We start from the raw sequence: 13,080 nt of genomic DNA, 5'->3' as shown, positions 1-13,080 counted from the left end.
CGTGAGCGAGCGGGCGGAAGGAGTACTGGGCGTGGGAGCGGACGAAGTCGGCGTGGACATGGGGGCGGCTGGGCGCGCAGGACGGGGTGGGACTCGCTATTCTAGGGAAAAGCGCCACCCCGCGCACAGAGTGTGGAGTTTGGGTCGGGCCGCGAGCGTGGTGATTGCCGGGCTCGGCGCCTCACCCTAGTGCTTCATCGCGAAGCCGGCAACGCCGCCGCCGCACGAAAGAACGCCTGCGCGCGCGGGTCGTTGCCGAAGGCAATGTGAATCCTGGTCCACGGACTGACTTCCATATTCGGCCGGAAGTAATTGCCCGGCACGACGGTCACGCCGAGCGGCGCGCCGCACTCCACCAGCCGCTCGGCATTGGCCACGTGCGGCACGCGGGCCCACACGAATTTCCCGCCCACGGGTTTGTCGAAGATGTCCCAGCCGGCGTCCTCGAGTGTCTGGATCGTCGAGCCGAGCGCGTCGCGCATACGCCGCCGCAGGCGCTCCAGATACTTGCGATACGCGCCGCGCTCCAGCATCGACACGGCCACTGCTTCGGCGAACCGCGAGCCGCCGATGCTCGTCAGCATCTTGATGTCGACCAGATCCTTGATGACCGCGTGGCTCGCCACCACACAGCCGATCCGCAGCGAGGAAGACAGCGTCTTCGAGAGGCCGCCCACGTAGATCACGTGTTCGAGTTGATCGAGCGTGGCGAGGCGGTCGGTGAGGTCGGTCTGAAAGTCGGCGTAGATATCGTCCTCGATGATCGAGAAGCCGTGCTCGCGCGCCAGTTGCAACAGCCGGAAGGCCACCGGCGGCGCCACCGTGGTGCCGGTCGGATTGTGGAACACGGTGTTGATGAACAACAGCTTGGGCCGGTGCGACTTCAACTGCTCCTGCATCACATCCAGATCGGGACCGTGACGCGTGCGCGGAATGCCGATCAGTTTCACGCCGTGCAGCTTCAGCAGCCCGTAAAGGTTGTAGTAGCCGGGGTCTTCGACAAAGATCGTGTCACCTGCCTTGAGCATGTAGCGCATCAGCAGATCGAATGCCTGGCTTGCGCCGTTCGTGATCAGGATCTGCGACGCATCCGCCTGTATCCCCAACTGGCCGATGCGGCTTTGCAGGTGCTCGCGCAAAGTCAGGTTGCCGAGCGGGGTGGCGTAGTCGACCATGCTCGCCGGGTCGGTGCGCGACACGTGGCGAATCGCCTGCGCGATGCTGTCCATGTCGCGCCACGCTTCGGGGATAAAGCCGCTGCCCAGCTTGAGCGTTTCGCCGGGGTGGTTGAACTGCTGCAACAGGTGGTCCGATTCGCCTTCGGCGCGGCGCGGGTCTGAAGTGCCCTGGCAATGCGTGCCCGCCGGCTGCCGGTCGGAGACGTAGAAGCCGGAACCGTGGCGCGAGTCGATATAGCCGAGCGACACCAGCCTGTCGTAAGCCTCGATCACTGGAAAGCGGCTCACGCCGTAGTCGGTGGCGAACTGGCGGATCGACGGCAGCTTCGAGCCCGGGTGCGCGGTACGCGAGCGGATCCACGTCGTGACGCCCGCGACGATCTGCTCGGTCAGCGGTACGCCGTTATCCCGATCGAGCTGGATTTCGAGTTTCATGCGGATCTTTTCCTTCACCGGACGGCGCGGCGGGTGCTCACGGCTTTCCGCCCGTGAACGGCACATGTTTCGCGCCAACTGTCCGGTTTTTCGACTGAACAGTTCCGACTAAAGTGTTCGGAACTGTGCATGGGTATCCGATCATCGCACGTCAATAATCGGTACAACAGAAAAGTTCTTTGAAGGAGAAAGGCGATGCGTGAAGTGCGGATTTTCGAACTGGAACATGGCGAGCCCACGGCGGCCTGGCGTGTCGCGCGTCCGTCCATCTTCAAGGTGATCTCGGGCGAAATCTGGCTGACGATCGAAGGCGACAGCGAGGATCACTGGCTCGCTGCCGGCGAGTCGATCGAACTGCCGCGCCGCGCGGTGGCGTGGATCAGTGCGGGACAGGCCGGGGCGCGTTTTGCGCTGGCTAGCGGCTCCTTGCGTTGCGCCACGAAGCCGGCGCCGCGCGTGCCGGCGCTGAGCTGGTTGCCGCGCTGGCTGGGTGTGGCCTGACCGTTCGCCGAATCTGTGTCGAGTCTGTGCTGTGCCCCAAGCGCGCCCGGTAGCCTCGTATTCCCCGATGTAGCGCGCCCGCGGCCGGATCAAGCGGCCGTCGCGCGTCTGTTCCATCGCGTGGGCGATCCAGCCGACTGTCCGGCCCACCGCGAACAGCGTGAACGCGGCGCCGGCCGGCAGCGCCAGCACCCGCTCGATGGCGGCGAGCGCGAAATCCACGGTCGGCTCCGCGCCGGTCGTATCGCGGACCGCGCGCGCCAATCCCAGCACTTCGGCCAGCGGCGAACGCGCGGGCGCGCAGTCGGCGAGCATGCCTAACAGCAGCCGCGCACGAGGGTCGCCCTCCTGATAAAGCGGATGACCGAAGCCCGACAGAATCGGCCCATGCGCGCCATGTTCGTGGCGCGCGAGGCGGTTCGCCAGATAACGGTCGAGATCGGGCGCACGCGACGCTTCTTCGAGCAGCGCGCCGACGCGCACCGTTTCGCCGCCGTGACGCGGGCCCGACAATGCGGCGAGACCGCCGGCCACGGCGCCGAACAGGTGCGCCCCCGTCGAGGTGATACAGCGCACGGTGAAGGTCGACGCATTCAACTCATGATCCGCGCAGGCCACCAGCGCCGCGCGCAGTACGTTAGCCTGCTGCCGGTTCCGCACACGCCACGTTGAGGCCAGCTGCCGATGCAGCGGCTCGTTCGACGGCGCCGCCGAGATCATCGCGGCGGCCAGCAGGCGCATGACGGCGCAGGCCGTATCGAGTTGCGCGTCACGGCCGAGCGCCCACACCCGCGGCATTTGCGCCGCCGCGGCCGGCAACAGCACCAGCGCGCGATCGAGCGGCGTGCTGTCGCTCCACAGCTTGAGCCACGCGGCCCACTGAGCGGTGGCGAACGGCACGGCCGGCGCATCGGCGATCCGCCTCGCGCTGCATTCCCACAGCAACGCGGCAATCTCCTCGAGCGAGGCGCTTTGCGCCAGGTCCATTGCGTCGTGCCCGCGATACAGCAGCCGGCCCTCGGCGACCAGCGTGATCGACGATTCGAGCACCGGCACGCCCCAGTCGAGCACCTTCTGCGCGACCTTGCCGGCGCGTTTGCCGTCTTCCTTGCGGCGCGCGAGACGGCGCACTTCGCCGGCGTCGTAGAGACGGTGCTTGCCTTGCGCATCCGGCGACGAGCTGAGCATGCCGCGGCTCACATAGGCGTAGAGCGTAGGCAGGCTGATGCCGAGTGCGGCGGCGGCTTCGGCCGCGGTCAGGGAATTCGAGGTCGACATGGAAAAGCGCGGAAACCGAAGAAATCAATATATGTTGATTATCATAATCAAGATTGATTGCGGCGTGGCGGACTTCTAGACTCGGTGCACTTCCTCCTGCTCTGTTATGGAACGCCATGACGCCTGAACTCGCTCTCAAACATATCTGGACGCTTGCCGGGTGCGACCCGAGCGCGCTGAGGTCTGTCACGCTCACGGGCGCGGATCCCGGTTTGCCGTCCGTCTACCGGGTGGGCACCCTCGCTTCGGCAAGCATCGCCGCGACCGGACTCGCGGCCGCCGAATACCACCGTCTGCGCACAGGTCGCAGGCAACACGTGACGGTGGCGATGCGGCGAGCGCTGGCGTCGTTTCGCAGCGAACGCTATTTGCGTATCAACGACGGCCCGCCGCCCGCGTTGCGCGATCCGGTGATGGGCTTCTACGAGACGCGCGACGGCCGCTGGATTCAACTGCACACGAACTTCCCGCATCATCTGCAGGGCGTATTGAACGTACTTGGCTGCGCGAACGGTCGGGATGCGGTGGCCGCCGCGATTCGCGGCTGGGACGGCGCGACGCTCGACCAGACGCTCGCCGACGCGGGCCTGTGCGCGGCGTTGATTCGCACGCCGGATGAGTGGGCCGCGCTCGATCAGGCCAAAGCGATTGCGGGCTTGCCGCTCTTCGAGATCGAGCGCATCGGCGACGCGCCCACGGAATCGCCCGGTCAGCGTGGCGCGGACCGGCCGCTGGCGGGTGTGCGCGTGCTGGATCTGTCGCGCATCATCGCCGGGCCCGTCGCCGGCCGTGCGCTCGCGCAGCATGGCGCGCAGGTGCTGATGATCAACGGGCCGCATCTGCCGAACATTGCGCCGCTGGTGATCGACAACGGTCGCGGCAAGCGCTCGGCGCTCGTCGATCTGCGCGAAGCGCAGGGGCGCGAGGTTCTGCGCGGCCTTGCCGGCGCCGCCGATGTATTTCTGCAGGCATATCGCCCGGGAGCATTGGCCGCGCGCGGTTTCGGTCCCGAGGAGCTGGCGCGTATGCGGCCGGGGATCGTCTACGTTTCGGTGTCGGCCTATGGGCACGAGGGACCTTGGGCTCAGCGGCGCGGTTTCGACAGTCTGGTGCAGTCGGCAAGCGGAATCGCGTTTACCGAACGCCAGGCGGCGGGGTGGAACGAGCCGAAGCATCTGCCGTGTCAGGCGCTGGATCATGCGACCGGGTATCTGGCGGCCTTCGGTGCGATGGCCGCGCTGGCACGGCGGGCAACCGAAGGCGGAAGCTGGCATGTGCGCGTTTCGCTCGCGCAAACGGGCCGGTGGCTGCAGTCGTTCGGGCAGATTCCCGAGGGCTGGAAAGCGCCCGAGGTCGCGCTCGATGATGTGCGCGATTGCCTCGCGAGCGTGGAGTCGGAGTTTGGCCGCGTGCTGGGAGTGCAACCGGCCGAGGTGCTGGACGAGACGCCTGCGTTTTTCGCGCTGCCGCCAAGCCGCGTGGGCGCGCACGAGGCCAGGTGGGAGTGAGGTGCCCTTACTTCCTCAATTCCGCCACGAAGTCGTAGTAATCGTTGCGGCAGTACGTGTCGGTCAACTCGATCGCCCGCTGATCGGCGGTGTAGCCCACGCGCGTAATCAACAGCAGCGCCTCGTTCGGGGCGATGCTCATCTGCTGCGCGATTTCCTCGCTCGCGTTCACCGCGCGAAAGTGCTGGAGCGCGCGGACAATGGTCAGTCCGCGATTCTCCAGGTACGTGTACAGCGAATCGCCAATAGCTTGCGGATCGGGAATCACCGCAGCGGGGAAGGTGGAATTCTCGACCGCCATCACGATGCCGTCGGCCAGTCGCAAGCGCCGCAAGCGCGTGACCGCCGCGGCCGGCGACAAGCCGAGCTGAATCACCTCGTCGCGGTTTGCCGGCAGGATTTCGCGCGACAGCCACTTCGAACTCGGCGTAAAACCCCGCCGCCGCAGCATTTCGCTAAAGCTCGACAAACGCGACAGCGGATCTTCGTAGCGCGGCGTGATGAAACTGCCCGCGCCCTGAGTGCGCCGGATCAATCCCTGCTCGACCAGCAAGGCAATGGCCTTGCGTGAAGTGATTCGCGATACGCCCAGCGCCTCTGAGAGCACGCGTTCCGAAGGCAGCGCCTCACCCGCGTTCCAGCGGTTTTCGTGGATCGCGGCCCCGAGCTTGCGGGCAAGTTGCAGGTAGAGCGGCGTGTCGTTTTCCGGGTCCGGGCGCAGATCGCGCCAGCGGTCTTCCGAGGCAGAGGTCATGGAACTCACGCAAGAAGGGCAAGCGGCAATTCTATGACATCGGCGCGCGGTGTTATAGCGGGCTTTTGCCTGGTGGCCGGTCGAATGTCCGTTGAACCGCTAAACTCGTCGCTATGTTTTCGTGGCATACGCCGCGCATTCGCCTGCGCTGAGGCATTGCCGACCATTGAGCCACTTCGAGGAGTCAGCATGACGAGCGACATCGCAAGCGTGAGCCTGCCCGACGGCGAACGCATTCCGAAACTGGGACAGGGCACCTGGGAGATGGGTGAGGTGCCGGCGCGGCGTGCCGCTGAGATCGACGCGCTGCGTTGCGGCATCGAACTCGGCATGACGTTGATCGACACGGCGGAAATGTATGGCGACGGCGCGACCGAATCTCTGCTGGGCGTTGCGCTGGCCGGGTTGCGCGACAAGGTGTTTCTGGTCAGCAAGGTGTATCCGCATAACGCCAGCCGGCGCGGCGTGATCGCGGCCTGCGAGCAGAGCCTCAAGCGTCTGAAGACGGATCAGCTCGATCTGTATCTGCTGCACTGGCGCGGCTCGGTGCCGCTCGCGGAAACGGTCGAGGGCTTCGAGGCGTTACGGCGGGCGGGCAAGATTCGCCACTGGGGCGTCAGCAACTTCGACACCGCGGACATGGAAGAACTCGTCGCCACGCCGGGCGGCGATGCGTGCGCAACCAATCAGATTCTCTACAACGTGGCGCGCCGCGGGCCGGAATTCGAACTGCTGCCGTGGCTCGCCGCGCGCAAGATGCCGGCTATGGCGTACAGCCCGGTCGATCACGCACGCTTGCCGAAACGCTCGCCGCTCGACAATATCGCCGACGCGCGCGGCGTCTCGGTGTTCCAGGTGGCGCTCGCATGGGTGCTGCTCGCGCCCGGCGTGTTCGCGATTCCGAAGGCGGGGCGCGCCGAGCATGTGCGCGACAACCATCGCGCGGCGCAACTGCAACTCGGCGCGGATGAACTGGCTGCCATCGACGCGTATTTCAAACCGCCGCGCAGCAAGCGTCCGCTCGAAATGCTGTAAGCGCGGCGGCGCCCGTTTGCCGCGCGACGGACGGTTCGCCGCGGGCGGCGGCTTATCGATGGCGTCGCACGCGCAATGGCCGCGGCGGGCGCCTGATCAATTGCAACTGTGGTGCATGTGCACGGAACCCAGCACCGCGACTTCCGCGGGGGTGTGCCTGAGCGAATCTTCGTTGACCTGGGCGGCGTCCGCGACGAATTCGTCGACGATCGACGACACCTGCGTATTGCGCAGACACAGCGACACGCGCTGCGTTTCATTGGCCGGCAGGGCCGTGCGCTGACCGAGGAACAGCACGCCGTACTGATAGCCGTGGATGATGCCGCGAATCGCGCCGACACATTGCCCTTGGGCGACGTTATCGTTTTTCTGCTTGCAGGTCTGCGCGAGCGAATAGGCGGAGAAGGTGGGATCGACCGGCGGTGCGGCTTGCGAGAGCGTGGGCGACAGCGGCTGTGCGGGTGTTTGGGCGGGTGTTTGCGCTGGCGTTTGCGCATGAGCGAGCGATGCGAGGCTGAGCGCGGCGGCCATCAACAGGCCGGTGACCGCGTGTGCCGCGGAGGGTGGGACGTTTCGTTGCATGTTGTGGTGCCCTCATATCGAACGTTGAATCTGATATGAGGCAATCGCCCCGGTTTGGTTCCGGTCATGCACCCATGAGCGACCGATTGTTTGATGTGTAGCCGCTTTGCCGGCGCGCTCCATGTGCATGTTCGCATGATGTGGACCGGCTTCACGGCGGCTTGCCGGCCCGCTTACGTGGAACGTCCGAACGGACCGGCCTCGGGCGGTGACGCCCGACCGGGGGATCGGGTCATCACCGCCGACGCCGGCGGACAGCGAACGGTGTGCCGGAGAATGTCGTTGGCGGGAGCAGGGCACGGGGGCTCCCTGCTCCTGGACCGGGCGATTGCTAGTGCCCGTTTCCTCCGCCATTGCCACCACCGTTCCCTCCGCTACCCTTGCCCCCGTGACCGCCGCCGGAGCCTCCGCCAAAGCCGCCGCCGAAACCGCCACCGAAGCCGCCGCCAAAACCACCACCTTTGCCACCGCCGAAACCGCCGCCAAAGCCACCGCCTTTACCGCCGCCTGCACCGGCGCCTGCACCGGCGCCGCCGCTGGAGCCTCCGCAACCGCAGCCGCCACTGCTTCCGCCGCCGCTGCTTCCGCCACCGCTGCTTCCGCCGCCGCTGCTTCCGCCGCCGCTGCTTCCGCCGCCGCTGCTTCCGCCGCCGCTGCTTCCGCCGCCGCTGCTTCCGCCGCCGCTGCTTCCGCCGCCGCTGCTTCCGCCACCGCTGCTTCCGCCGCCGCTGCTTCCGCCGCCGCTGCTTCCGCCGCCGCTGCTTCCGCCGCCGCTGCTTCCGCCGCCGCTGCTTCCGCCGCCGCTGCTTCCGCCGCCGCTGCTCCCGCCGCCGCTGCTCCCGCCGCCACTGCTTCCGCCGCCACTGCTTCCATTACCACTTCCGTTGCCGTTCCCCTTGCCGCCCCCGCTTGCACCGGCGCTGCCACTGCCCGAACCCGCCGCCCCGGCTGCGCCGCCGGCGCCGCTGTTGCCCGAACCCGCCGCCCCGTTGCTGCCGCTGCCGCCACCACGGGGCGCGCATCCACTGACGTTGGCGCTGCTGCAGTCGTGCGGCCGAAACACCAGCGCGGCATCATCGGCGGCGGTCGGCTCGCCGGCCGCGATGCCCGTGCTCGACGTGCCGGTAGTCGAGCTGCCCGCCGCGGCGCCGTCGTCCTGCGCGAGCTGCGCCGCGCCATGCACGGCGCTGGCTGGCAGCGCAGCATCGGCGAGCACGATCCACTGCGGGATCACATCCGTCGAGGCCGGATACGCGACCTGAGTCGCTATCGCAACTACACCTGCTACGATCGCAGTGCTCCGTATCACCCCGCAGTAGTACTGATTGAATCTCGTGGTCTTCATCACGTCTCTCCCGAGGGAACGACGGCACCTCGTTGCCGCCATCTCTCACGCTGAGTCGGCGACGCCGGGTCGGTCTGCACGCTGGCCTCGTCGCCCCCGAGTGTGCTTTGCCGCTGCCGGTCAATCGCCCATCGCTTTTTTCCCGGTACCGTTCTGCCGCCCGTCGTCCAGCGTCGCGCCGCTGCTGCGCCTCTCGCCGGCTGCGAATGTCTGGCCGGTACTTAGCGATATCCATGCCATTGACCGCAAAGCGTTGCGGCAGCGGGTAGCGGATAAGGATGTGCGTTGCGCAGGCGGAAAAAACACGCGAAAACGTTTCGGCGATGAAACGCGCGGCCGCATCACGCCACGCTATTCGTCGCGCCCGGCATTTTCTGGCGCGTTTTCGGAGCCGGTGCCCGGGATCTTCCTCGCGACGTTGTCCGCGGCATCGCGTGAAGCGGCTTGCAGCGCGCGCAATTCGTCGACGGGAATGTGGCAGCGGATCCGATGCGCGGCTGGCCCTGCCGCGGCGCCGGCGTCGAGGAACGGCGGGTCCTGCTGTTCGCAGATCGCGCCGAGCTTACGCGGGCAGCGCGTGTGGAACACGCAGCCCGATGGCGGCGATACCGCGCTCGGCAGATCGCCGGATAGCCGGATGCGGGTTGCGCCGCCGCGGCCATCGAGCGTCGGTACCGAAGACAGCAGCGCTTCGGTATAAGGATGATGCGGGCCGCAGAACACAGCCGCCGCCGGGCCGATTTCCAGCAGCCTGCCCAGATACAGCACGGCGATGCGGTCCGACAGATAGCGCACCACGTGCAGGTCGTGCGAGATGAAAACGTAACTCACGCCACGTTCGCGCTGCAGATCGGCGAGCAGATTCAGGATCGCGGCCTGCACGGAAACGTCGAGCGCGGAAGTGGGTTCGTCGCACACCACCACGCGCGGCTCGCCGGCAAACGCACGGGCAATCGCCACGCGCTGTTTGAGTCCGCCGGACAGTTGCCGCGTGCGCGAGTCGAGATAGCGCTGCGGCAGGCGCACTGCGGCGGTCAACGCGGCAAGCCGTTCGTCGATCGCGGGTCCGCGCAATGTGGTGAGGCGCGACAGCGCGCGGCCGATCAGCCGTTTCACCGAATGCGCGCGGTTGAGCGCCGAGTCCGGATTCTGGAAAACGATCTGCAGCGACTTGATCTGATCGTCGCTGCGTCGTGTGACGCGTGCCGCGAGCGGCTCGCCATCCAGTTCGAGCACGCTGCCGGCATCCGGCGTGAGCAGGCCGAGCATCAGCCTCGCGAGCGTCGTCTTGCCGCTGCCCGATTCGCCGACGAGCCCGAGCGTCTCACCGCTGGCGAGATCGATTGAGACGTCGTCCACCGCGCGCAGCGGCGCGCCGGACACGTGAAACGTCTTCGACAGTTTTTCCGCGCGCAGCACGAGAGCAGGCGGCTTGCCGTCGAGCGGCGCGCCGTTGCGCTCCGCCAAGGCTTGCGCGCTCGCACGCGGCAATTCGATCGCGCGTTCGTGGTAATGGCAGCGCGACATCTGATCGCCGTGCGCGGCGCTCACGCGATACGGCGGCGGCGCTTCGCGGCGGCAGCGGTCGTCGGCGAGGCGGCAGCGCTCCGCGTAGATGCAGCCCTGCGCCGCCATACCCATCGACGGCAGGCTGCCGGCGATCGTATCGAGCCGCTCGCTGTCCTTGCTGCGCCCGGCCGTGGGCAGACAGCGCAACAGTCCGACCGTATAGGGATGGCGCGGCCGCGTGAAGACGTCTTGCGTCGCGCCCTCCTCGACCAGTTTGCCCGCGTAAAGCACGCCGACGCGTTCGCACATCCGCCCGATCACCGCGAGGTTGTGGCTGATGAACAGCACAGCCGTGCCGAGTTCCTCGCGCAACTGCGCGACGAGGTCGAGCACTTCGGCCTCGACGGTAGCATCGAGCCCGGTAGTCGGTTCGTCGAGAATCAGCAGCGCGGGGTTCGAGGCGAGCGCCATCGCGATCACCACGCGCTGCTGCATGCCGCCCGACAATTGATGCGGATAACTATCCATCACCCGCTCGGGCGCGGCGATGCGCACGCGCTGCAACATCTCCAGCGTGCGCCGCAAGGCTTCGTGGCGCGCGACGCCGGCTGCTTCGAACGCTTCGGAGACTTGCCGCGCAATCGTCAGCGACGGATTCAGCGCGCGCCCCGGGTCCTGGTAGACCATTGAAATCGTCCGGGCGCGCATGGTGCGCAACGCGTCGGCATCGAGCTTCTGCACGTCCTCGCCGGTGACGACGATCTTGCCGGCCTTCACTTTGCCGTTGCGCGGCAGATAGCGCAGCGCCGCCATCGCGACGGTCGACTTGCCGCAGCCGGACTCGCCGACGAGACCATACGCTTCGCCGCGCCGCACGCGGAACGAAATGTCCTGCAGCACCTCGCGATCGCGTCCGCGCACGCGGTACGTGACCGTCAGACCGATCACGGTCAGCGCGTCCGTGCGGTCGCTCTTCGAGACGTCGAAGGCGGGGAACGAGGAGGGCGGCGGGCCGTTCATCGGTCGAGCACGCCTTGCACGCTGTCGGCGATCAGATTCACCCCGACCACGAGGCTCGCAATCGCGCCGGCCGCGAACACCACGGTCCACCATGCGCCGCCCGCCATCAGCGTGTATGACTCGGACAGCGCGAGACCCCAGTCGGCCGACGGCGGCTGGATGCCAAAGCCGAGGAACGACAGCGTGGCGACCGCGAAGATCGCGTAACCGAGCCGCACCGTCGCCTCGACGATCACGGGCGGCAGCACGTTCGGCAGAATCTCGGCGAACATGATGTAGGGCGCGCGCTCGCCGCGCAGTTGCGCCGCCGCGACGTAGTCCAGATGCCGTTCGGCGAACACGGCGGCGCGCACGGTGCGCGCGGTGATCGGCGTGAAGGTGATGCCGATCACGAGGATCACGGTGAAGTTCGACGCGCCCACCGCGGCCAGCGCGAGCAGCGCGACGATCACGAGCGGCAGCGCGAGCACGGCGTCGATGGCGCGTCCGGCCACGTTGTCGACCCAGCCTTCGAAGTAGCCGACGATCAACCCCAACGTGGTGCCCGCCGCCGTGCCGAGCAGGGTGGCGAGCGGCGCGATGGTGAGAATGTCGCGCGCGCCGACGATCACGCGCGAGAACACGTCGCGCCCGAGTTGATCGGTGCCGAACCAGTGCGTGCGATCCGGCGGCATCAGCGAGTTGAGCGGATCGGACGCGTAAGGGTCGATGCGCACGATCCATTGCCCGGCGATCGCGCAGACGATCCACCACGCGACGATCACCACGCCCACCACGAAGGTGGGCGAGCGCAGCAGCACGCGCAACTGGTCGAAACGCGGCTCGGTAACCGGACGCGCAGTGGGCGGCGCGGCTGGCGGAACGATCGTGCTCATTCGGCGCTCCTCACTCGCAAGCGTGGATTGAGCAGGACGTGCAGCGCGTCGGCGACGAGATTGGCGACGGTGTAGACCACGCCGATCGTCAGTACGCCTGCTTCGAGCATGGGAAAGTCCTTGGCCTTGGCGGCGTTGTAGATCAGCGAGCCGATGCCCTGATAGTGGAACAGCGTCTCGACCACCACGAGCCCGCCGATCATATAGCCGAGCTGCGTGGCGGCGACCGTGATGGTGGGCAGCAACGCGTTGCGCAAGACGTGCCGCCAGATCACGATGCGGCGCGGCAGGCCCTTGAGAATCGCGGTGCGCGTATAGTCCGCGTCGAGCGCCTCGACGGTGCCGGCGCGCGCCATTCTCGCGATGTAGCCGAAGAACACCAGCACGAGCGGCAGCACCGGCAGCACCAGATGACGCAACTGTTCGAGTGCGCTCGCTTCGGGCGGATACGACGCTTCGATCGGCAGCCAGCGCAGCCACACGCCGAACACCAGAATCAGCACGATCGACGAAACGAATTCCGGCACTACCGTGGCCGACAAGCCCACGATGCTGATCGTGCGATCGAGCCAGCGCCCCGCGTGCATGGCCGACCACACGCCGCCCGCAATGCCGAGCGGCACGACGACGATGAACGCGAGCAAGCCGAGCTTCGCGGAATGCGCGAGCGCGTTGGCGATAAACGGCCCGACCGGCTCGCGATACGCATAGGACAGCCCCATGTCGCCGCGCACGAAATGCGCAATCCAGTCGACGTATTGCGTCAGCAGCGGACGGTCGGCGCCGAGCTGATGATTGAGCGCGGCGACCGCGCGCGCATCGGCGAGCGGGCCGAGCACCGCGCGGCCGATATCGCCGGGCAGCAGTTGTCCGCCGGCGAAGACGATCACCGAGAGCAGCCACAGCGTGATCAGCGACAAGCCGACACGCGTAGCCAGAAAACGCACGACGCGGCCCGCGTTGCCGCGCGACACGGAGGAAGTGGAAGGGGTCACCGTGCTCGACATCATGCTCTCCTGCGCAGAACGCGCTGGCGCTCGGGCGCTCAACCTCGGGCGTC

General features: G+C 67.3%; 10 protein-coding genes and 1 pseudogene. 3 read left to right on the top strand and 8 right to left on the bottom strand.

The window, feature by feature from the left end:
* Nucleotides 1-194: 194 nt before the first annotated feature.
* Nucleotides 195-1,613, bottom strand: a complete 1,419-nt coding sequence (locus BXE_RS18000) for a PLP-dependent aminotransferase family protein (protein WP_038457392.1) — start codon at nucleotides 1,611-1,613, stop codon at nucleotides 195-197.
* A 195-nt stretch (nucleotides 1,614-1,808) separates the two neighbouring features.
* Here BXE_RS18000 and BXE_RS44395 point away from each other — a divergent pair, with 195 nt between their 5' ends.
* On the top strand, nucleotides 1,809-2,114 hold the full coding sequence (locus BXE_RS44395) for a DUF2917 domain-containing protein (protein WP_081435561.1): 306 nt from the start codon (nucleotides 1,809-1,811) through the stop codon (nucleotides 2,112-2,114).
* 42 nt (nucleotides 2,115-2,156) lie between these two features.
* Here the strand turns inward: BXE_RS44395 and BXE_RS17995 are convergent.
* Nucleotides 2,157-3,392: pseudogene (locus BXE_RS17995) on the bottom strand (citrate/2-methylcitrate synthase); the annotation flags it as partial.
* A 116-nt stretch (nucleotides 3,393-3,508) separates the two neighbouring features.
* Here BXE_RS17995 and BXE_RS17990 point away from each other — a divergent pair.
* Nucleotides 3,509-4,900 (top strand): CoA transferase, encoded by a 1,392-nt coding sequence (locus BXE_RS17990; protein ID WP_011489652.1) that lies wholly within the window; start codon nucleotides 3,509-3,511, stop codon nucleotides 4,898-4,900.
* A gap of 7 nt (nucleotides 4,901-4,907) precedes the next feature.
* On the opposite strand, the gene BXE_RS17985 is transcribed toward BXE_RS17990, so the two are convergent.
* Nucleotides 4,908-5,654 (bottom strand): GntR family transcriptional regulator, encoded by a 747-nt coding sequence (locus BXE_RS17985; protein WP_007180601.1) that lies wholly within the window; start codon nucleotides 5,652-5,654, stop codon nucleotides 4,908-4,910.
* A 189-nt stretch (nucleotides 5,655-5,843) separates the two neighbouring features.
* Between BXE_RS17985 and BXE_RS17980 the strand changes: the two genes are divergently transcribed.
* Complete coding sequence (locus BXE_RS17980; protein WP_011489651.1) at nucleotides 5,844-6,689, top strand: aldo/keto reductase; 846 nt, start codon at nucleotides 5,844-5,846, stop codon at nucleotides 6,687-6,689.
* Nucleotides 6,690-6,785: 96 nt separating this feature from the next.
* Here BXE_RS17980 and BXE_RS17975 read toward each other — a convergent pair whose 3' ends face one another.
* From BXE_RS17975 to BXE_RS17950, 5 genes are all read right to left on the bottom strand, one after another.
* Complete coding sequence (locus tag BXE_RS17975; protein WP_011489650.1) at nucleotides 6,786-7,271, bottom strand: Rap1a/Tai family immunity protein; 486 nt, start codon at nucleotides 7,269-7,271, stop codon at nucleotides 6,786-6,788.
* Between the two features lie 331 nt (nucleotides 7,272-7,602).
* Entirely contained in the window at nucleotides 7,603-8,616 is a 1,014-nt protein-coding gene (locus BXE_RS46595; RefSeq protein WP_167540879.1) for a hypothetical protein, read from the bottom strand.
* Nucleotides 8,617-8,967: 351 nt separating this feature from the next.
* Nucleotides 8,968-11,145: an ABC transporter ATP-binding protein gene (locus tag BXE_RS17960; RefSeq protein ID WP_011489648.1), complete on the bottom strand. Its 2,178-nt coding sequence runs from the start codon at nucleotides 11,143-11,145 to the stop codon at nucleotides 8,968-8,970.
* A complete protein-coding gene (locus BXE_RS17955) occupies nucleotides 11,142-12,020 on the bottom strand; it encodes an ABC transporter permease (protein ID WP_011489647.1) in 879 nt (292 codons plus the stop codon). The genes BXE_RS17960 and BXE_RS17955 overlap by 4 nt, the downstream gene beginning before the upstream one ends.
* Nucleotides 12,017-13,027, bottom strand: coding sequence for an ABC transporter permease (locus tag BXE_RS17950; RefSeq protein WP_011489646.1), 1,011 nt, complete (start codon nucleotides 13,025-13,027; stop codon nucleotides 12,017-12,019). The genes BXE_RS17955 and BXE_RS17950 overlap by 4 nt, the downstream gene beginning before the upstream one ends.
* Nucleotides 13,028-13,080 lie beyond the last annotated feature (53 nt).

The organism is Paraburkholderia xenovorans LB400, assembly GCF_000013645.1.
Taxonomy (GTDB): domain Bacteria; phylum Pseudomonadota; class Gammaproteobacteria; order Burkholderiales; family Burkholderiaceae; genus Paraburkholderia; species Paraburkholderia xenovorans.
This window is presented reverse-complemented; position numbering and strand designations above follow the sequence as displayed.